This is a genomic window from Erythrobacter sp. Alg231-14 (assembly GCF_900149685.1).
Taxonomy (GTDB): Bacteria; Pseudomonadota; Alphaproteobacteria; order Sphingomonadales; family Sphingomonadaceae; genus Erythrobacter.
Genome location: NZ_LT702999.1, coordinates 1,353,235 through 1,374,530, shown reverse-complemented (window position 1 = coordinate 1,374,530; position 21,296 = coordinate 1,353,235). Strand labels below are relative to the sequence as shown.

19 protein-coding genes and 1 riboswitch are annotated in these 21,296 nt (G+C 56.7%); of the genes, 18 read left to right on the top strand and 1 reads right to left on the bottom strand.

Annotated features, from left to right (window positions below; genetic code table 11):
* Window positions 1-135 precede the first annotated feature (135 nt).
* The 18 genes from BQ8290_RS06440 to gcvPB all read left to right on the top strand — a co-directional run bounded on the left by BQ8290_RS06440 (window position 136) and on the right by gcvPB (window position 19,876).
* Window positions 136-1,155 carry a metalloregulator ArsR/SmtB family transcription factor gene (locus BQ8290_RS06440; protein WP_108788615.1) on the top strand — a complete coding sequence of 340 codons (1,020 nt, stop codon included), beginning with the start codon at window positions 136-138 and terminating at the stop codon, window positions 1,153-1,155.
* On the top strand, window positions 1,152-2,081 hold the full coding sequence (gene metF / locus BQ8290_RS06435; RefSeq protein WP_108788613.1) for a methylenetetrahydrofolate reductase [NAD(P)H]: 930 nt from the start codon (window positions 1,152-1,154) through the stop codon (window positions 2,079-2,081). Before BQ8290_RS06440 ends, metF begins: the two co-directional genes overlap by 4 nt.
* A complete protein-coding gene (locus BQ8290_RS06430) occupies window positions 2,078-3,124 on the top strand; it encodes a homocysteine S-methyltransferase family protein (RefSeq protein WP_108788611.1) in 1,047 nt (348 codons plus the stop codon). Before metF ends, BQ8290_RS06430 begins: the two co-directional genes overlap by 4 nt.
* Before the next feature lie 3 nt (window positions 3,125-3,127).
* Complete coding sequence (locus tag BQ8290_RS06425) at window positions 3,128-3,652, top strand: GNAT family N-acetyltransferase (protein WP_108788609.1); 525 nt, start codon at window positions 3,128-3,130, stop codon at window positions 3,650-3,652.
* On the top strand, window positions 3,649-6,288 hold the full coding sequence (gene metH / locus BQ8290_RS06420) for a methionine synthase (RefSeq protein ID WP_108788607.1): 2,640 nt from the start codon (window positions 3,649-3,651) through the stop codon (window positions 6,286-6,288). The genes BQ8290_RS06425 and metH overlap by 4 nt, the downstream gene beginning before the upstream one ends.
* A 262-nt stretch (window positions 6,289-6,550) precedes the next feature.
* Complete coding sequence (locus BQ8290_RS06415; RefSeq protein WP_337661077.1) at window positions 6,551-6,973, top strand: curli assembly protein CsgF; 423 nt, start codon at window positions 6,551-6,553, stop codon at window positions 6,971-6,973.
* 11 nt (window positions 6,974-6,984) lie between these two features.
* On the top strand, window positions 6,985-7,953 hold the full coding sequence (locus tag BQ8290_RS06410; RefSeq protein WP_108792033.1) for a CsgG/HfaB family protein: 969 nt from the start codon (window positions 6,985-6,987) through the stop codon (window positions 7,951-7,953).
* A 194-nt stretch (window positions 7,954-8,147) separates the two neighbouring features.
* A complete protein-coding gene (locus BQ8290_RS06405; protein ID WP_108788606.1) occupies window positions 8,148-8,339 on the top strand; it encodes a hypothetical protein in 192 nt (63 codons plus the stop codon).
* Between the two features lie 117 nt (window positions 8,340-8,456).
* The gene (locus BQ8290_RS06400) at window positions 8,457-9,482 is read left to right on the top strand and encodes a hypothetical protein (RefSeq protein WP_337661076.1); all 1,026 of its coding nucleotides are present in this window, start codon (window positions 8,457-8,459) and stop codon (window positions 9,480-9,482) included.
* 112 nt (window positions 9,483-9,594) lie between these two features.
* On the top strand, window positions 9,595-11,250 hold the full coding sequence (locus BQ8290_RS06395; protein ID WP_108788602.1) for a hypothetical protein: 1,656 nt from the start codon (window positions 9,595-9,597) through the stop codon (window positions 11,248-11,250).
* Window positions 11,251-11,355: 105 nt separating this feature from the next.
* Window positions 11,356-13,050: a hypothetical protein gene (locus BQ8290_RS06390; RefSeq protein WP_108788600.1), complete on the top strand. Its 1,695-nt coding sequence runs from the start codon at window positions 11,356-11,358 to the stop codon at window positions 13,048-13,050.
* An 85-nt stretch (window positions 13,051-13,135) separates the two neighbouring features.
* Complete coding sequence (locus BQ8290_RS06385; protein ID WP_337661075.1) at window positions 13,136-13,732, top strand: hypothetical protein; 597 nt, start codon at window positions 13,136-13,138, stop codon at window positions 13,730-13,732.
* A gap of 5 nt (window positions 13,733-13,737) precedes the next feature.
* Window positions 13,738-14,559, top strand: a complete 822-nt coding sequence (locus BQ8290_RS06380; protein ID WP_337661074.1) for a hypothetical protein — start codon at window positions 13,738-13,740, stop codon at window positions 14,557-14,559.
* Window positions 14,560-14,571: 12 nt separating this feature from the next.
* Window positions 14,572-14,949 (top strand): curli-like amyloid fiber formation chaperone CsgH, encoded by a 378-nt coding sequence (gene csgH / locus BQ8290_RS06375; protein WP_108788594.1) that lies wholly within the window; start codon window positions 14,572-14,574, stop codon window positions 14,947-14,949.
* Between the two features lie 131 nt (window positions 14,950-15,080).
* Window positions 15,081-15,202: riboswitch (glycine riboswitch) on the top strand.
* Between the two features lie 171 nt (window positions 15,203-15,373).
* Window positions 15,374-16,519, top strand: coding sequence for a glycine cleavage system aminomethyltransferase GcvT (gene gcvT / locus BQ8290_RS06370; protein ID WP_108788592.1), 1,146 nt, complete (start codon window positions 15,374-15,376; stop codon window positions 16,517-16,519).
* 3 nt (window positions 16,520-16,522) lie between these two features.
* Window positions 16,523-16,894 carry a glycine cleavage system protein GcvH gene (gcvH, locus tag BQ8290_RS06365; protein WP_108788590.1) on the top strand — a complete coding sequence of 124 codons (372 nt, stop codon included), beginning with the start codon at window positions 16,523-16,525 and terminating at the stop codon, window positions 16,892-16,894.
* Between the two features lie 46 nt (window positions 16,895-16,940).
* Window positions 16,941-18,317 carry an aminomethyl-transferring glycine dehydrogenase subunit GcvPA gene (gene gcvPA / locus BQ8290_RS06360; protein ID WP_108788588.1) on the top strand — a complete coding sequence of 459 codons (1,377 nt, stop codon included), beginning with the start codon at window positions 16,941-16,943 and terminating at the stop codon, window positions 18,315-18,317.
* Window positions 18,314-19,876, top strand: coding sequence for an aminomethyl-transferring glycine dehydrogenase subunit GcvPB (gcvPB, locus tag BQ8290_RS06355; RefSeq protein ID WP_108788586.1), 1,563 nt, complete (start codon window positions 18,314-18,316; stop codon window positions 19,874-19,876). The genes gcvPA and gcvPB overlap by 4 nt, the downstream gene beginning before the upstream one ends.
* A gap of 11 nt (window positions 19,877-19,887) precedes the next feature.
* Here the strand turns inward: gcvPB and BQ8290_RS06350 are convergent, their stop codons facing one another.
* Window positions 19,888-21,294, bottom strand: coding sequence for an oligosaccharide flippase family protein (locus BQ8290_RS06350; protein ID WP_108788584.1), 1,407 nt, complete (start codon window positions 21,292-21,294; stop codon window positions 19,888-19,890).
* Between the last annotated feature and the right edge of the window lie 2 nt (window positions 21,295-21,296).

Below are 21,296 nucleotides of genomic sequence, written 5' to 3'. Positions count from 1 at the left end.
CAGAGCGCAAAACCCTAGCGGGGCAATTGAAACGGGGCAATCGCGCGCATGCGGTATCGCTTGCAAACAGGCGCGCAATGCCACCTTCCTGTGAAGGGCATTTACACATATAAAAATATCTTTATATGTGTGTCTATGGCGATCGATGCGATCTTTAAGGCTTTGGCTGATCCTACGCGGCTTCGCATTGCGCGATTGCTGTCTACGATGGAATTGGCCGTTGGCGAACTCGCACAGGTTTTGGGCCAAAGTCAGCCGCGCGTGTCGCGCCATGTCGGCATTTTGTGCGATGCGGGCCTTGCCGAACGACATCGCGAAGGGAGCTGGGTATTCCTGCGCGCCACCAGCGCCGGCGAGGAGGCGACCCCGATCCACGCTGCATTGGACCGGTTGTTGGCCGTCGCAGAAACCGAAAATCCCGATTTTGCATCAATCTGCGGCGATGATCGACGCAAACTGAACGCCATCCGCGAAGCGCGAGAGGCCAACGCCGAAGACTATTTTGCCCGCCATGCTGGTGAATGGGATGATCTGCGCGCCATGCACACGCCAGACGGCAAAGTCGAAGAGCAATTGGCAGAGGCTTTGGGCGATGCGCCGATCGGTGCGATCTTGGATATCGGCACGGGTACAGGCCGGATGGCGGAATTGTTCGCGGATCAGGCCGACCGGATCGTGGCGCTTGATAAGAACCTCGAAATGCTGCGCGTTGCGCGGGCCAAACTTCAACATTTAACGGCATCGCGGATTGAATTGGTCCAAGGCGATTTTGCCGATCTGCCTTTTCCTGCCAGCAGTTTCGACACGGTGTTGCTGCATCAAGTGCTGCATTTTGCCCAAGACCCGGCTCTACCTTTGGCAGAGGCGGCACGGGTGACGCGCCCCGATGGGCGGATCGCGATCATCGATTTTGCAGCCCACAACCGCGAAGAGTTGCGCGACCGGCACCAACACACAAGGCTTGGATTCACCGACAAGCAAATGCGAGAGCTGTTGCGCGGCGCTGGGTTCACCCCCGCCAGCCCGATCGCGTTGGAAGGCGGCGCGTTGGTCGTCAAAATCTGGATCGGTGAACGCGGTCCGGCGGTGCGACAATCCAGCGGCGACGTCCGCAACACTCATTCAAATAAGAAACCCAAAGAAGCGATATCATGACCCCCACTCTCGATCAGCTCCATGAACATCGCACCGCGGTGGATGCGCCGCTATTTTCTGGATTGCCTGGAGATTTCTCCGCAAGTTTTGAATTCTTCCCGCCCAAAAGCGCGAAAATGGAAGAGCAATTGTGGGATGCCGTTCAACAGCTAAAACCGTTGGCGCCCAGCTTTGTATCGGTCACATACGGGGCCGGAGGTTCGACGCGGGAACGGACCCACGCAACCGTTTCGCGGATTATTTCCGAAGCGCGTTTGCCTGCCGCCGCTCACCTGACCTGCGTTGGTGCATCGAAATCGGAAATTCGCGAAGTCGCCGAAAATTACTGGGAAGCGGGCGTGCGCCATATCGTCGCCTTGCGCGGGGATGCGGGCGAACCGGGCGCGCCGTTTACGCCGCATCCAGATGGCTATGCCAGCGCCGCCGATCTGGTCCGGGGATTGAAAGAGATCGCCGACTTTGAAATCTCGGTCGCGGCCTATCCCGAAACGCATCCTGATGCCGATTGCCCGCAATCCGATATCGACAATCTGAAACGCAAATTGGACGCCGGGGCGAGCCGCGCGATCAGCCAGTTTTTCTTTTCGGCCGACACATTCTTTCGTTTTCGCGACACCTTGGCCGCCAGCGGCATCGAACAACCCGTTTTGCCCGGTATCCTGCCGGTGACCAATGTCGCACAAGCGCGCAAATTCGCCGGATTGTGCGGCGCGCAGATTCCCGAATGGATGGACGGTTTGTTCGAAGGGTTGGATGCAAAACCGGCCGCGCGCCAATTGGTCGCGGCGACAGTCGCGGCGGAATTGTGTCGCCGACTTTACGCGGGCGGCGTGCGCGATTTGCACTTTTACACGCTCAACCGACCGGAATTGGCCTATGCGATCTGTCACATGCTGGGCAAACGCCCGGTAGGAGGCGCAGCGTGAGCGCGCGGGAGGCGTTGGTTGAGGCAGCCAAAAGTCGGATCCTGATTTTTGACGGAGCGTTCGGCACTCAAATCCAAGACCGCAAATTGACCGAAGCGGATTTCGCGGGCGACATTGGCTTAAACGCCGACCAAAAGGGCAACAACGATATCCTCGCTTTGACGCGGCCGGATGTGATCGAAGACATCACGCGCGCATATTTGGATGCGGGTTCTGATGTGATTTCGACCAACACGTTTTCGGCCAATCGCATTAGTCAGGCCGACTATGCCGCCGAAGATCAAGTCGCCGCGATCAACATTGCGAGCGGCAAAATCGCGCGCGCTTTGGCCGATGAATACGCGGCCAAAGACAAAAAACCGCGATTTGTCGCCGGAGCGATTGGTCCTACCAACAAAACCCTTTCGTTGAGCCCCGATGTCGAAGACCCCGGTTATAGAGAGATCAGCTTTGATGAGCTGGTCGCGGTCTATAAGGAACAAGCGGCTGCATTGGTTCAAGGCGGGGTGGATTTCATCTTGATCGAAACGGTGTTTGACACGTTGAACGCGAAAGCGGGCGTGATGGCCGTCAAGCAATTGGAAACAGAATTGGGGCGTGATGTTCCTTTGATGATTTCGATGACGCTGACCGATCTGTCGGGCCGCAATTTGTCCGGTCACACGGTCGAGGCGTTTTGGTACGCGGTGCGGCATGCCAACCCGGTGACCATCGGTCTTAATTGCAGTTTTGGCGCGGACCAACTGCGTCCACATGTGCAAACGCTGTCTCGTATCGCCGACACATTGTTGATGGCTTACCCCAATGCTGGTCTGCCTAATGAATTGGGCGAATATGATGAAATGCCGGAAACGACGGCGTCTCTCGTCAAACAATGGGCGGATAACGGCCAAGTGAATATTCTGGGCGGATGCTGCGGCTCTTCGCCGGAACACATCAGCGCGATCGCCGATTCAGTTGCGGGCTTGCCTGCGCGCGCCATTCCCACACCCGACACCGCGATGCGATTGTCGGGTCTCGAAGCGTTTGTCGTGGCGAATTGACCGGTGAATGACAGCGCGATCGACATTGTAAGGGCGCAATCGGATGACACCGATCAATTGGCGTTGATCGGTGCTGCCACGTTTTTGGAAAGCTTTGCCGGGATAATCGATGGCCCAGCGTTGGTGAACCATTGCGCGCACGAGCACGCCAAATCGGCATATGATGCATTGCTATCGCAAGGGGCAATGGGGTGGTTGGCGCAACTAAATGGCGCGCCAATTGGCTATGCGGTGATCTGCCAACCCGATCTTGATGCGGCAATGCCCGGCGATATTGAGCTTAAGCGGATCTATCTTCTGTCCAAATTTCACGGCACCGGCGTCGCAAAACGGTTGTTTGAGGCGGCGTGGGACGATGCGCGCAAATATGAACGGTTGTTGTTGGGGGTGAAAGACGACAATCACCGCGCCATCGCATTCTATAAAAAACAAGGCTTCGATCAAATCGCAGTCAGAAAATTCAATGTTGGCGGGCGCGTGTATGACGACCTGGTGCTGGCCCGCCCAACCCAAACGGATCCGCGATGACGCAGAACAATTCCGCCCGATTTATCAATATTGGCGAACGCACCAATGTCACCGGCAGCGCCCGATTCAAAAAATTGATCATGGCCGATGATTACGCCGCGGCGGTCGAGGTCGCGCGCCAACAGGTCGAAAACGGCGCCCAAGTGATCGACGTCAACATGGATGAAGGGTTGCTCGACGCCGAAGCGGCGATGACCACATTCTTGAAATTGATTGCGGCCGAACCCGATATTGCGCGCGTTCCGGTGATGATCGACAGTTCCAAATGGGATGTGATCGAAGCGGGATTGAAATGCGTATCGGGCAAACCGATCGTGAATTCGATCAGCATGAAGGAAGGCGAGGCGGCATTCCTTGATCAGGCGCGCAAATGCATGGCCTATGGCGCTGCGGTTGTCGTGATGGCGTTTGATGAAACGGGTCAGGCCGACACGAAAGCGCGCAAGATCGAGATATGCAAGCGCGCCTATGATTTGTTGGTGGTCGAAGGTTTCCCGCCAGAGGACATCATCTTTGATCCCAATGTTTTCGCGGTCGCGACCGGGATCGAAGAGCATGATCGGTACGGGTTGGATTTCATCGAAGCCGTGCGAGAGATTAAAGCACAATGCCCACACGCCAAGACGAGCGGCGGGCTGTCCAACCTATCGTTTAGCTTTCGCGGGAACGAGACGGTGCGCCGCGCAATGCATTCGGTGTTCTTGTATCACGCGATCCCTGCAGGGCTGGATATGGCCATCGTCAATGCGGGCCAGTTGGACGTATATGACACGATCGATCCGGTTCTGCGCGATGCATGCGAAGATGTGATCTTGATGCAGCCGGTGGACGGCGACGACACCGCCACCGAACGCTTGATCGCCTTGGCTGAGAGTTTTCGTGGCAAAAGCAAGGAAGACGACAAGCAGGCCGCGGAATGGCGCGGATGGGACGTTAAGCGCAGGCTTGAACACGCCTTGGTCAAAGGGATCGATGCGCATGTTGTAGACGACACCGAAGAGGCACGTTCCGCTTTGGAGACATCGGGCGGCCGCCCCATCGAAGTCATCGAAGGCCCCTTGATGGATGGCATGAATGTTGTCGGCGATTTGTTCGGGTCGGGCAAAATGTTCCTCCCCCAAGTCGTCAAATCCGCGCGCGTCATGAAAAAAGCCGTCGCGCATCTCATCCCCTTTATCGAGGATGAGAAAGAGGAGGGCGCCAAGGCCAAGGGCACCATCATCATGGCGACCGTAAAGGGCGATGTGCACGATATCGGCAAGAATATCGTTGGCGTGGTTCTTCAGTGCAATGGATATGAAGTCATCGATATGGGCGTGATGGTGCCGTGGCAGGACATCATCAAATCCGCGAACGACAACGACGCGGATATGATTGGTTTATCCGGCCTGATCACGCCGTCTCTGGATGAAATGGTGACCGTTGCCGAAGAGATGCAACGGTCGGGCATGTCCATGCCGCTTTTGATTGGCGGCGCCACCACAAGCAAGGTTCACACCGCGCTAAGAATTGATCCCAATTACAAAGGCCCGGTCATTCATGTCTTGGATGCGAGCCGTGCGGTCGGTGTGGCATCCAAATTGTTGTCGGACACGCAAAAAGACGGCTTTGTTGACGATGTCGCCAGCGAATACACGCAGGTGCGCGATGCGCGGGCGGGTAAGGCCGAAAAGCAATTGATGTCGATCGAAGAGGCGCGCGCAAATTACTACGACGCCTATTTGTCCGACAAACCGGCGCCGCCATTGCAGCCGGGCGTCCATGTCTATGATGATTGGTCGCTTTCTGAATTGCGCGATTACATCGATTGGACGCCGTTCTTCCGCGCATGGGAACTGCACGGCAATTACCCCGCGATCCTTGATGATGAGATTGTTGGCGAAAGCGCGCGCGAGCTAAAGGCGGATGCCGAGGCGATGCTGGATCGGATCATCGCGGAACAATGGCTAACCGCGCGCGGCGTTTGCGGGTTGTGGCCATGCGCCAGAGACGGTGACGACGTGGTCATTCACCGGGTCAACCGCGAAGAGCATGTGCGCCTGCCGTTCCTGCGCCAACAGATCAAGAAATCGCGTGCCATCAAAGACGGCGGCCGGGCCAATATGTGCCTCGCCGATTTTGTCGATCCCGATGGCGATTGGATTGGCGGATTTGCCGTGGGCATTCACGGGATCGATGAACATTCCGCGCGGTTCCAAGCGGACAAGGATGATTATTCCGACATCCTTCTCAAAGCTCTCGCCGATCGCTTTGCCGAAGCCTTTGCCGAACGGTTGCATCAACATGTCCGCACCGATTTGTGGGGCTACGCGCCGGGTGAACAACTTACCAATAAGGCGTTGATTAAAGAAGAATATCGCGGCATCCGACCAGCGCCCGGTTACCCGGCATGCCCCGATCATTCGTTGAAGCCGATCCTGTTTGAATTGCTCGAAGCAGAGGCCAATGTCGGATTGAACCTGACAGAGAGTTTTGCGATGTGGCCGACGGCGGCGGTGAGCGGATTGTATTTCGGCCATCCCGAAGCGCAATATTTCGGCGTTGCCAAAATAGGACGCGACCAATTGGAAGAATATGCAACGCGCCGAGGTGTTAATATCGCCCAAGCGGAACGGTGGTTACGACCCAATCTTTGATTGAAGAATAGGGCCTAAAAACGGCCCAATCCGAATTTCCACCTATCTTGACGTTAACCTTTTCCGTTTCCCGCAACTCGCTCAGAGCTGGCGTCGTGGCGTTGTATGCATACGACAAACCTCCCAAAAACCGCAGAATTGCTGGCAAAAGCGGGCTAGAGTGTTAAAACATCTCTCGATTCGGATGTGACGCTGTGTTAGCTTCGTGACCGAATTGGTTAATTTTTTGGTTAGGGCTGCTTTCGAGCAGAAGGGGAATTTGATGAAACGCTTTGTCGCGGTTGCTTTGGCGCTCGGGTGCTTTTCGGCCGCAAACCCGGTTCTTGCTCAAGATCTTGTGCACCAACCGATTAGTCCGACTTTTGGTGGTAACCCCTTTAACTCAAACCACATTCTTGGCATCGCCAACGCACAGAATGACACGACTGACCCAGATGCAGTTGATCGCAACGATCAATCCAGCATCTTTGCACGTCAGCTTGAATCGCGGCTTTTGTCGGCGCTGTCGTCGCAAATCGTTGACGCGATCTTTGGTGAGAATCCACAGGAGCAGGGAACGATCAGTTTTGGTGGCCAAACCATCGAATTTTTCCGTTCGCTCGATGATGTGACATTGGTCATTCGTGATGATGATACGGGCGAAGAAACGCGCATTGTTATCCCGCTCTTTATCGAGGTGAATTGATGTCGCCTTTGATGAAATTTGGCCAAAAGCTTGGCTTGGTTGCCTCGCTCGCCCTCGGATTGGGTGGCTGTATGAGCTTGGCGCAGGATGGGCGCGATTCCCTTCCTCAAGAAACCAGTCTCGCCTATTTCCCTAAGCAAACTCAAACGCAAAACCTGCTGCATCAACTGCCCGGACCTCAACGTCAGGTGGCGATTGCGGTCTATGGGTTTAGCGATCAAACCGGCCAATTCCGTCCAACCAATTCAGGCCAGACATTGTCGCGCGCCGTGACGCAAGGCGCCGGGTCGATCCTGGCCAAGGCGTTGCAGGATGCAGGCAATCGTCAATGGTTCACCGTTGTTGAACGTGAGCGGCTCGATAACCTCTTGAAAGAGCGTCAGATCATCGGCGAAATGCGTCGCCGCTATTTGGGTGAAGAGCAAGTCGATCCCAACGCGCTTCCTGCATTGTTGTTTGCGGGTGTTCTGCTCGAAGGCGGCATTGTTGGCTATGACACCAACACCGTCACAGGTGGAGCGGGCGCGGCGTTTTTGGGTATTGGTGCTCGCACCGAATATCGTCAGGACACAGTGACCGTTTATCTCCGTGCCGTGTCGGTGCGCACGGGTGAGGTTTTGACCAACGTTCAGGCCTCGAAAACAATCGCCAGCCAAGCCATTGGCGCCAGCGCCTATCGTTTTGTCGCCTTCCGCGAATTGTTGGAAGCCGAATGGGGCATCACGTCAAACGAGCCAGATCAGGTTGCTCTCCAGCAAGCGATCGAAAAGGCCGTTTACGGTTTGGTGCTCGAAGGCGTTGATCTTGGTCTTTGGCGGTTTGCCGACATGGAGGCGACAGAGGCTTTGATGTCGACATACCGCGCCGAGCGGGATGGAATTTACGACGCGCGCGACGTGCAGGAAGCTGTGCGGCGTGCGGGCTCTTTGACCGCCCTTACGGTGGTTGAAAGCGAAGAAGACGAAGACGAGGGGTCTTAAGTAGGGCTCTTTGAGATGAGATCAGGTGTGCGTCACCAAAAGATAAGAAACGCGCGCATCTTGGTCTAAAAAGGGCACGCAAAGGAGCTGCAACTCCGATGCGTGCAGACATTGATGGCGGTAACCTCATAGCCTGACGTCTCGTGCGTCGTGGCGTTTTGAGAGTATCGCCTGTTTGATCAGGTGAAGCAATTATGAGGAATTGCGTATACTTTGCGACGTTGACGGTGGCCCTTTCGGCCGCTGCGCCCGCAATTGCGCACCTCAACGCCGGCTCTTCCATACAAAGCGAGGTCAGCGCGGCGACCTTCATCCAACACATGGCCCAACAATCGGATGGCAACGCAGGCGTTGTCTCATCCCAAATCGGTGATCCGCCGATGTAGCAAATTGCTAAGGGCGCGCGGATTGCGTTTCCTTGGTCTTAGAGCGGCGTTTTCCCGGATGTCGCGCAATCGAATGAACAAGAATTATTGAATGCAATGAATCAAGGATCAAAAAATATGAAAAAGACGATCTTATCGAGTGCATCGGTTTTGGCGCTTGCAGTGGCCGGTCCGGCTTTTGCGCAAAGCACCTCGACCGTTGAGCAAACCGGAAACGGCAATGCTGCTACGGTGACCCAAGAGAACGCGAACACTTCGGAAATTGAGCAGGTTGGCGACAACAATACGGCTACTGTCGCTCAAACTAATGTTGGCACAACTGGGAACTCGGTCGATATCGATCAGGTCGCGACTGGCACGAACACTGCAACTGTAACTCAGGGTGCTGGATCGAACGGTTCGTTCGCTGATGTAACTCAGGACGGCACGTCTGACGGCAACAATGCCGTGGTGAATCAGTTTTCCGCAGTCGGTGCGACCGCCGAAGTTTTCCAAACGGATTCAACCGGTGGCTTTGTTGAGCTCAACCAAGGCGGCGGTTCGGGCAATGCGGCCGTGGCCATCCAAGGTGACACCAGTGTAGTTGGCGGTACAGTTCTTACCGGTTCTGGCTCTAACTCGATCGTTTCCCAGGGGGGCGACAACAACTTCGCTTTGACTGCTCAGGGTGGTGTGAACCAAACATCGAACTTGACCCAAGACGGCAATTCGAACGGCGCTCAAGTCTTTCAGGGCACCATCAGCGGTCAAGATAGCGTCTCATTTGTACAGCAATTCGGTGACGGTGGTGACGTTGCAGTAGAGCAAAACAGCAATGCCAATGACGCATTTGTTATTCAACTGAGCGGTTCGGATAACGAAGTGTTTATCGACCAAGGCTTCTTTGCCGGTGGTGACACCAACATCGCGGCTGCTTTTCAGGATGGCGATGACAACTTGAGCGCGATTGAACAAAACGTCTTGACTGCTGGTGGAACGAACGAGGCCAGCAGCACGCAGGTTGGCAACGATAACATGAGCTTCATCACGCAAGAAGGCACAGGCAACTTTGCTGATGTTGCGCAGTTCCAAGACGGGAACAGCTCAACCGTGACGCAAGGCGGTACGGGCAACTCGGTCACGGTCACTCAAGGTACACCATAAGAAAAAGAACATTCCGAGCGGGCAGGGGGGCTCGCTCGGAATGGATAAAACGCGGTAGCTAGCCTCCAAACAGGCAACGCCGATTAGCGGCATAGAAATTGAGGAAAGAACCATGAAAAAAGTTATTTTATGCGGAGCATCTGTCTTCGCCATGGCAATCGCAGGACCGGCTTTGGGACAAGCTGTTTCTCCTGCAGAATGCGCCGGCGTTGTGGGCAATTGCAGTGTTCTTGATCAGGACGGCGACACATTGGATGCCGGCGTGACTCAAACGGGCGCGGGCAATGTCTCTGACATCGAACAAGACGGTTCGACTTTAACCGCGACCGTGGATCAGGGCGTCGACGACAACATTTCGAACATCACACAAGATGCATCGGGCGTTGGTTCGCAAGACCTCACCGCAACTGTAACGCAAACGGGCGGCGGCGATTCCATCGTCAACCAAACGGCAGCTGGATTGAATGCAACCGGCCAAGCCGCGATTGTTATACAAAATGGCGACAGCGCATCCGACATCGCGCAAACCGCGAACAACGAAACGTCGGACAACTTCATGGCGACTGTTGATCAAACAGGCGACGGCCACTCTTCGATCATCACGCAAACCGACACCGGCGGCGGCACCAATGATGGCGACTTGCTCGCCACGGTCACCCAAACCGGCTCAGGCAACTCATCCGATGTGAACCAGATCAACCGTCAACAAACGGCCACTGTTCTGCAAACTGGCGATGATGGCATTTCGACCGTCTTCCAAGAAGGTCGCAGCAACCTTGCCACTCTCACTCAGGGCGGCACCAACAACAATTCGGCCATTTCACAAGATGACGCCGGCGGCGTTGGTCAAACGGCCACTGTGATTCAAAATGGCGCGGGCAACACGTCTGACGTTTTCCAAGACGGTCGCAATGCGGGCACCAATGACGGCAACAACTTTGCCACTGTCACACAGGACGGTGATTCAGGCTTCGCCACGATTGAGCAAATCGATCAAGCGCGCGGGGACACCGCAACCATCACGCAATTTGCTGGCACAACCGGCTCTGATGCGGCGATCGTGCAAACCGGTGATGCCGTTGATGGCGCACCCGATACCGCCAACACCGCGACCATCATCCAATTCTCCGGTGCCAACAATTTCTCTGGCATCATTCAAGGGGATACGACTGCAATTGGTTCGGGCACCGTAACGGGCGTATCGAACTCGAGCGCTTCGACCTTCCAAGAAGGCGACGACAACGAATCCTTGATCCTTCAAGGAAGCGACGGTCAATTCGCAGAAGTCACGCAAGTCGATGATGGCAATGAAAGCATCATCGCACAGGGCGACTTCGGCGGGGACAATGGCGATGCCAACGTCTTCCAAGGCGGCACAAACGGCTTCTCCCTTGTACTCCAAGGCAGCAACAACAGCGTAGCCTTCATCAGCCAATTGAGCGGCGACAACAACGTCAACGCAGTTGATCAAGGTTTCGTCAGCGGCGCGGGCGCCGGAGCGGATGGCAACGAAGCCACCGTCACGCAAGATGGTTCTGACAATGACAGTTCGATCCTGCAAAACGCCGTCGATGTGGGCGGATTGAACATTGCTGACGTTCTTCAAGAAGGCGACGGCAATATCAGCCTGATCAACCAAGAAGGCACGAGCAACAGCGCCAATGTCATGCAGTTTGATGGCAGCACGTCGACCGTCATCCAAGACGGTACAGGCAACACAACGACCGTTACTCAAGGCGTAGCGGTTATTGCCCCACCGATGATGTAAGATCGGACAAAATGCCGGGCGGGATGGGGCCCGCCCGGCATTATTCCAATACCTTCCCTGAAGATATGAGCGGTCGCACCTCATTCACTTCGCGAGGCAGTTTCAATGACCAAGACATTCCTAACCGGCGCATCCATTGTTGCGCTTTCCGCAGCAGCACCTTTGTTCGCACAGGCGACCGTTCCGGCAGGATGTGTTGGCGTCACCGGAAATTGCAACATCGTGGATCAGAATGGCGACGATAACGCCGCAACTGTTGATCAAACCGGCTCGGGCAATGTCTCAGAAGTCCTGCAGGACGCGAACGGCGCGACCGCGGATGTCGACCAAGACGGTACCGGCAACCTTTCGAACGTCGACCAAGATGACACCGATGCAGGCACCGATGATCCGCTCGCCACTATTGTTCAAACCGGCGCGGCGAACTCTTCGGATGTCACGCAATCGGCGCTTGGCGTGAATGCGATTGGTCGGACTGCCACCGTTACACAGGCCGATGGCGGCGATTCCGTTATCACGCAAACCGGCGCGGGTGCCGACACATCTGCCATCACGGCGATCGTAACCCAAACCGGCGACAGCGCGTCGACCATTCTGCAAACCACGGGGAATGACTTCTCCACGAACTTCATGGCAACCGTCAACCAAACCGGCGATGACCATGTTTCGTTGATTGAACAACGCGATCCTACGGGCAACACCAATGACGGTTTTGATCTTTTGGCCACGGTTGATCAAACCGGCGCGAGCAATTCGTCTGACATGATCCAGGCCGGTCGCGAACAGACCGCAACGGTCAATCAATCGGGATCGAACGGCACGTCGTTGATCCGTCAATTTGTGCGCGGCAACGTGGCCACGCACAACGATTCTGGCGACACCAACTCGGCAGATATTCGTCAGCTTAGCGGCGGCAACACATTGGGCCAAACCGCGACTGTGAATCAGTCGGGCTCCAACAACGACACAACAATTTTTCAAGACGGCTTGAACGCAGGTGGTGCCAATGACGGTGCCAACACGGCGACAGTCTTTCAAAACGGTACAGGCGACACCGCGTCGATTTCACAAGAGGACCAAGCGCGCGGCGATGCTGCGGTGATCTTCCAAAATTCCGATTCATCGAACAGCACCGCGACAATTACGCAATTGGGCGATGCCGTCGCGGGCGCTCCGTTGACCGCGAATGGCGCGCTTATCGATCAGCGCGGAGGCGACAACAACGCATCCGACCTGTTCCAGGCTGGCAGCGATAACCTTGCTGAAAATTATCAAGAAGGCAGCGACAACGATTCCGGCATCGGTCAGGATGGCTCAAACAACGTGACCTTTGTTGACCAGATCGGCGATTCAGGAACCAGCCTTGCCTTGCAGGGTGAATTTGGCGGCTCGTTCAACTCAATCGATGTTGACCAAGCTGGCACCAACAACGATTCCACGATTTCGCAATCAACCGGTAGCAACAACACCGCAACGGTCATGCAAACCAATGCGTTGGCCGGCGCAACCAACACCAGCACCATTTTCCAAGGTGACGGCGTAGCGGGCGATGACAACACGGCAACCGTCACGCAGACGGGTTCTGGCAACACCAGTTTGATCACGCAATCGGACGTTGGCGCGTTGGGCGGGTTCAATTCCGCGACCGTTGTCCAAACGGCGATCGGTGCGTCCAGTACGATTACGCAGGATGGCACGTTGAACGTGGCATCCGTCAGCCAATTCACTGACGCGCATAGCTCTACGCTCACTCAGTCAGGTACTGGCAATATGACTACGGTTACTCAGGGCACACCCTGATCGACTCCATTCCGGGGTTAGGGGCGAGCGACACAAATTGCTCGCCCCTCCCGACCCAAAAGGCTAATCTAAGGCTGTGAAACCGATGACATTTCGTTTGCTCAAATCTTCCGGCACCCTCGCGGTGGCAACATGCGGCTTGGCGCTGATCGCGCCGGCGCATGCCCAAGACGCCTTTGTTGAGCAAATCGGCACTTCGAACGAGGCGGTTGTTGTGCAATCGTCCACCAATCAGGATGTCACGATCAATCAAAACGGCACCGGCAATTTTGGTGAGATTGAACAACGCGATGGCGGCCCGCGCGAAGCAACCTTCGCACAGAACGGCGATGACAATGTCGCCACCGTTCTGCAATTGGGCGCCGGTGCGACGACGGCCACAGTCACTCAAACCGGCGATGGCAACTCGGTTCTGTTCGGTCAAAACGACACCGGCCTTGGCTCCATCGCTGAAATTGTTCAGTCCGGTTCGGACAACAGCATCGATCTAATTCAAGACGGCGACGACAATCAGGTCGTTCTGGCACAGAATGGCGACAACAACGCCATGACCGCGACTCAATTGAATTCTGGCAACCGCCTCGAATGGACGCAAAACGGCGATGGTCTGTCCGATCTCAATATCGAACAAACCGGTGGCCAAACGATGTTCATCACGCAGAGCAGCGGCGGCGGTGGTTAAGCGCGATGTCTGCAATCAGGCCTGCTCTTTCGGCTAACCTGGCCTTTGCGGGAATGCTAATTGCCATCCCCGCTTTCGCATCAGCGCAAAACAATCCGCACAATGTGGCGCGCGAAGATTCCGCATTTGTGGATCAGGCGCCGATCGCGCCCGATACGCAAGCGCCTGAAGCGCAGTCACAACAGCCGCAATCGCAACCGGCCCAACCTGCGCCGCGCGCCGACGCCTCTTCGAAAGTGTATTTCCCCGAAGCGATCACGCCGCAAAGCGTGGCCGCCGCTCGCGCGAGAAACGCTCAGCAACAGCAATTGACCCCATCGCTCGGTTCACGCCGAGTGGCGCAAGTGCCGTCATCGGGGTCAAGTACGCAACCGGTGTCGCAATTGTCGACCGGGCAATCGACCAGCGCTCTCAACCAATTGAGCGCAGCCGAGCGGCAAGTCTTGTTGGATGCGGTCGAGGGCACCGATATTTGCGAGCGCAGCAGCGACATCCCCGCGCTCAAAGAATTGTGCGAAGGCAGGATCGAAACGCGATCATCGGAATTTGCACAGAACGCAGCGCAAGGCTCCGCCGAAGACAGCTTGCTGGGCGGTGGGTTGGACAGCGCGCGGATTGCCACTCTCGAAGCAGCGATTTCGAGACTGGCCCAAAATGCCGGAGATTCGGGCGACTTTTCGACCCAAGTGATCGCATCGGTTGCTCTTGGCAATACGACGTTAACCGACGCTCAGGCTACATCGGCTGAGAACGACCCCACCAGCGAATTGTCCACCGAAACACAGGCGGTGGTTCAAGCTATCGTCCAGCAATTGGGCGGCAATTAAAGCGAGGCATCGATGCGAACCCTAATTAAGCGACTGGCACTGATCACACCTGCATTTGCCATCGCTGCGGGGACGGGCGGTGCTGGGCAAGCGAACACTGGCAATGACGACCCACATTCGCGCGCGCTTGCATTGAGCGTGGTGGAAAGCGGTGACCGGGTCGAGATTGAATTGATCGCGCATTCCGACGTCGCTCAGCAGGTTCAATATGAAATTGAGTTGATCGGGAATTCAAAGGCGCGCCACAATGGCGACACGCGCATCCCCGCTGGCAATCGTCAGGTGTTGTCGCGCCTTGTCACGAATGTTTCGGATACGTGGTGCGCAACAGTGGCCGTGGTCGAAGGCAATGGTGCGACCTACACGTTGACCGCGGGCGATTGTTCATAGGACGGTCGCCGCAGCGATTGGACGCCATAGACCGGCGGTTGCGCACAATTATTTTCAAACAGCGATCCACGGGCGATTGACGCGACATTTCGCATCCGCAACATAGATCGCGCTTACCGGAAGTGATTCCGGCGTCTTTCGCGGGAGAGATTGGCTTTGTTTGATCGAAGGCTTTGCCTGTGATCCGACAAAGTTCGGCGCCGAAGGAGCAACCGCCCCGGAAACTCTCAGGCAAATGGACCGCGGACAGGCATAAGCACTCTGGAAAGCGTAGCCGCGCATATAACCGCGCGGTTGCCACCGAAGGGGAAGGCCGCGTGGTCCGCATGGATCCTGCCGCTAAGCTCTCAGGTTCACCCGACAGAGGGGGCAGGAACGACGCTTCGACTTGGGGCGTTGGATAACCTGTGCGGGGAATGCGATTTTGAGCGACACCAATCCAGAAGACGAGATCCCATTGGGCACGCTGCCGCTTGACGCGTGGCATCGGGAAAACGGCGCGCGCATGGTTGCGTTTGCGGGCTATGAAATGCCGATCCAATATTCCGGCGACCGCATCAGCCATGGTGGCGGCATCGTGGCTGAGCACAACTGGACCCGTGAAAGCGCTAGCCTCTTTGACGTATCGCATATGGGGCAATTGGGCGTGAGCGGCGATGGTGCAGGCGAAGCGTTGGAGGCGTTGCTGCCCGGCGGTATCACGTCAGTGAAAGAAGGGCGCATGCGCTATTCGATGCTGCTGAATGAAACCGGCGGCATTCTTGACGATTTGATGGTCACCAATGCCGGTCCGCAATATGGGCTGGTCGTGAATGGTGCGTGCAAATGGGATGACATCGCCCATCTGCGCGAACATTTGCCCGATGCCGTGACCTTGACCCACTACGATGAAAACGCGCTGTTGGCGTTGCAGGGGCCAAAGGCTGCAGAAGTGTTGGCGACTTTGGTGCCAGAGGCCGCCGAACTGACCTTTATGACAGCGCGCTATGCCGATTGGGACGGGGTGCCGCTTTGGATTGCTCGTGCGGGATACACCGGCGAAGACGGTTTTGAGATCGCTGTGCCGGGCGAACAGGCGCAGAAACTCGCCGAGGCTCTGACCGCGGATGATCGTGTTGAGCCCGCAGGGTTGGGTGCACGCGACAGTTTGCGGCTCGAAGCCGGCTTGCCGCTTTATGGCCACGACATGACCGACACTGTCGATCCGGTGAGCGCCGATCTGACGTTTGCCCTGACCAAGAAACGCCGCGAAACCGGCGGATGGATGGGACACGAAGCGGTGATGAATGTGCTCGATGCCGGACCGACCCAGCGCCGCGTAGGATTGTTGGTCGATGGCCGCATGCCCGCGCGCGAAGGCGCAGAGGTTTTCGCAGGAGACACCAAAATCGGTGTCGTCACCAGCGGCGGTTTCTCTCCAACTTTGGGGCGCCCGATTGCAATGGCTTATGTCGATGCGGCGCACACCGAAGACGGAACTGAACTTGAATGTGTCGTGCGCAACAAGCGCCTGGCCGCAACCGTTTCACCCATGCCTTTTGTCCCGCATCGCTATTTTCGAGGGAGCTGATCAATGCCGCGTTATTTTACTGAAGAACATGAATGGATTGATGTCGAAGGCGATAGCGCCACTGTCGGGATCACCGACTACGCTCAAGAACAATTGGGCGATATCGTTTTTGTCGAATTGCCCGATGTCGGCGCGATGTTGGACAAAGGCGGTGATGCCGCTGTGGTCGAAAGCGTTAAAGCCGCCAGCGACGTCTATTCCCCGATCACAGGCGAAGTGACCGAAGCGAACAGCGGACTGGAAGACGAACCGGCCTTGGTCAATTCTTCACCCGAAGAAGAAGGGTGGTTCTTCCGCATGACCCTATCCGACCGCGAAGAGCTGGAAGGATTGATGGATGACAAGGCCTACAAGGCGTTCGTCGACAACCTGTAAAGCTGCGCTTTGGCGCGATGCGCCGGGCTGATGAAAGACACCTGCAATGCGTTACCTTCCCCTGACCGATACCGACCGCGCCGATATGTTGGAGCGCGTGGGTGCCAAGTCTATCGATGATTTGTTTGTCGATGTGCCAGAGATCGCACGCTTAGACGGTCCCATCCGCGATTTGCCGATGCACGCATCAGAGATGGCGGTAGAGCGGCATATGAAGGCCCGCGCGAGCAAGAATTTGGCCGCGGGTGATGCGCCGTTCTTTTTGGGCGCGGGTGCATATCGTCACCATGTCCCGGCCAGCGTCGATACGGTCATTCAGCGCGGCGAATTTCTAACCGCCTACACCCCGTATCAGCCTGAGATTGCTCAGGGCACGTTGCAAATGTTGTTTGAATTTCAGACGCAAGTTGCGCGCTTGTATGGCTGTGCGGTGGCGAACGCGTCGTTGTATGATGGGTCCACGGCGTGTTGGGAAGCGGTGGCGATGGCCACCCGCGTGACAAAGCGAAAACGCGCGGTTTTGTCTGGTGCACTGCACCCCCATTACAGCGAAGTCGTCAAAACCATGGCGCAATTCACCGGCGATACGATCGCCGATAGCGCACCGGCAATCCAATCGACCCCGGACATTGAAGGGCTGACCGCGCGGATCGATGACGACACCGCTTGTGTCGTGGTCCAATATCCTGACATTCTTGGCCGGGTCAGCGATCTTTCGGTGATCGCCGATGCCGCGCATGCAAAGGGCGCTTTGCTGGTTGTGGTGAACACCGAACCGGTGGCGTTGGGCGCGATCAAGTCGCCCGGCGAATTGGGTGCAGATATTGTCGTCGGCGAAGGGCAGGCGATTGGCGTGGGTCTGCAATTTGGCGGGCCGTATCTTGGCCTGTTCGCGGTGCGCGATCCAAAACATGTTCGGCAAATGCCCGGACGTTTGTGTGGCGAAACCACCGATGCAGAGGGTAAGCGCGGTTTCGTGCTGACGCTGTCCACGCGCGAACAACATATCCGCCGCGAAAAGGCGACATCGAACATCTGCACCAACTCCGGCCTGTGCGCCTTGGCTTTCAGTGTTCATATGACGTTGTTGGGCGAGAAAGGCTTGCGCGAATTGGCGGCAGAAAATCACCGATTGGCATGCGCAGCCGCCGACCGTTTGGAAAAAGTGCCCGGTATCTCGGTTTTGAACACCGCGTTTTTCAATGAATTCACTGTGATGTTGAAGGGCAAGTCCGCGCGCGAGACCGTCCGTTCGCTTGCCGATCGCGGCGTGTTGGGCGGGGTGTCGCTTGGTCGGTTGTATCCCGGCGTGAAAGCGTTGGAGGAGGCCTTGTTGGTCGCCGTCACAGAAACATGCACCGATGAAGATATCGAGACTTTGGCCACAGAGTTGGAAGCCTTGATCAAGGAGCCAGCCCAATGAACGCGCCCAACAAATCCGGCTGGAAACCACAAATGGAAGCGGCCGAAGGGTCCGCTGGCCCAACCACGACCACTGGCAATCGCGCGTTGATGCTCGAAGAACCGTTGATCTTTGAAATTGGTCACGCGGAAACGACCGGTGTCGATTTGCCGGCAATCAACCCTTCCGCCCCCAATCGCTTGGGAGGGTTAGAACGCGGCGATCCGGTGGGTTTGGTTGGACTGACAGAACCGGAGGCGGTGCGCCATTACACCCGGCTTAGTCGCCAAAATTACGGCATTGATCTGGGCTTTTTCCCGCTGGGAAGCTGCACCATGAAACACAATCCGCGCCTCAATGAAAAAGTGGCGCGGCTTCCTGGATTTGCCGACATTCACCCGCTCGCCCCGCAATCAACAGTCCAAGGCGCGCTGCAAGTGGTGCATGAATTGGGCGATTGGTTGTGCAAATTGACCGGCATGCCGTCGGTTGCGATGAGCCCGAAGGCGGGCGCGCATGGCGAATTGTGCGGCATCTTAGCCATCCGCGCGGCGCACACGGCCAATGGGAACCCCCGCGAAGTCGTCTTGGTCCCAGAAAGCGCCCATGGCACCAATCCGGCGACCGCGGCGTTTGCCGGTTATAAAGTCGACAACATCCCGGCCACTCCCGAAGGGCGCGTTGATGTCGATGCTTTGATTGCCCGGTTGGGTCCCGATGTAGCCGCGGTGATGATCACCAATCCCAACACATGCGGATTGTTTGAAAAAGACTTCCGTACAATTGCCGATGCCGTCCACGATGCGGGTGGCTACGTCTATTGCGACGGCGCCAATTTCAACGCGATTGTCGGTCGCGTGCGCCCCGGTGATTTGGGCGTCGATGCGATGCACATCAATCTGCATAAGACATTCTCCACCCCGCATGGCGGCGGCGGCCCCGGTTCCGGTCCAGTCGTCTTTTCCGATGCGTTGGCCCCGTTCGCTCCCCTGCCATTCGTGCGCAAATACGAAGATGGCAGCTACGATCTGGTCGAAGAAGAAAAACGTTCCGGGTCGCGCGGGCAAGCGTTTGGCCGCATGACGGCGTTTCATGGACAAATGGGCATGTTCACCCGCGCGCTGACCTATATGCTCAGCCATGGAGCCGATGGGCTAAAACAAGTCGCCGAAGACGCCGTGTTGAACGCCAATTACATCCTGCGCAGTTTGGAAGACATCCTGCATGCCCCCTTCGCGGAAAGCGGCCCTTGCATGCACGAAGCCTTGTTCGGCGATAAGGATTTTGGCGGCGGACTTTCTACACTCGATCTTGCCAAAGGGCTGATCGATGAAGGGTATCACCCGATGACGGTGTATTTCCCGTTGGTTGTGCATGGCGCGATGTTGGTTGAGCCAACCGAGACCGAAAGCAAGGCGAGCATCGACCAATTCATCACCGCGTTCCGATCGGTGACACAGCGAGCGTTGGACGGCGATGAAAGTTTGAAACAAGCGCCATATTACGCGCCGCGTCGCAGGCTGGATGAAACGGCTGCTGCGCGCAAACCGAAATTGGCGTGGAGCGACGAGGCCCCATAAGCTATTCAGGTTTAGGGCGAGGCGGGTTGATGGTCCGTTTCGCCCAAATCGTTGGCGGGCTTGGGCCGGTTGTCGGAATTGTCGTTTGAGGCAGAATCTGCGTCAGGATCGGTGTCTGATTTCACTGTGATCCGAATCTCTTGCAGGTTTAGGATCGCCACATAGAAACCGACCACGGCGAGCGAGCTGGAACCGAGCACGGCAAAGGCTGCGCCCTTGGCTCCGTTCCAATCAATCGCAGCGTCCAACATAACCAGAGCCAGAACCGTCGGCACCGCCCGCACTAGAAATGCCGTGCCTGCACGCCCGGCGGATACCAGCAGCGATTCAAGGCTAGCACCCACCAATTCAACCGCGCCTGCAATGGCGAGGATCACCATCGCCCAATAGAACGCGCTGAAATCATCTTGCGCTATGACTGCCAGCGCCCAGCGCCCGCCGAACAATGCGACAAGGACTGCGATGACTCCGGCCACCACCGCAATATTGGCCATCCGCCGCGCCATCACCAACGCGTTGTCTTTGGCGTGAACCAATTCTGGGAAGATCGCTTTGGATACGGTCTGAGCCAGTGACACGAGCGCCTGACCCAATTGCGAAGCAACACGGAAACCACCCGCCAACGCCGCTCCGCCAAAAGTCCCTACCAACAAGATGATAACTTGTTTGCCCGCGATGGTGAGCGTGCCGGACATGTTTGTGGACCAAACGAACCGCCATGCATCTTTGTGTTTTGCTGGTATCCGGCGCAGGCTGATCCCGCTTAGATCGATCGGGTTGCGGCGTGTTGCAGCAAACCAAAGCGCGATGGCGACCGCCACTTCGGATGCGGCCCATGCGATGACAAAGCCCATGACATTGGGCATGAACATAAAGGCGAGAACGGCGCCCGCCGTGCGAATGGCGGGCTGAACCGCTTCGGCGGCGGTGGCGGTCGCGTATTGAAAGCGCAGCCGCAAAAGCCCGGTCGGGGTTGATCGAATGGAAAGCAGCGACACGATGCAATATCCAAATGTCAGCCACATCAATTCGGTCGGGAGAGGCAACCACATTTGCGCCGTGGCCACCACAATCGCGGCGAAACACGCGCCCATACCAATCGCGAGCATATCGAGCGCAATGGCAAAACCAGTGGCATCGCGCATATTTTCCAAATCCGGCGGCGGGCCCGATAGTTCCGCACCCATGGCGTCCGCTGCTGCGGCATCTTCACCGGCGCCCCAGCGGACGATGAATTGCCACGTTTGAAAATTGGCAAGCCCGGTGATCGCCTGACCCAAGGCCACGATCAACGCGAAATGCCCAAACTGTTCCAGCCCCAACGTGTTGGTCGCCAGATACAGGTAGACAAGGCTCATAACCGCGTTGAACCCACGGCCGCCCAAGAGCCAACCGATGTTTGAAAATAGACGCTTCATCA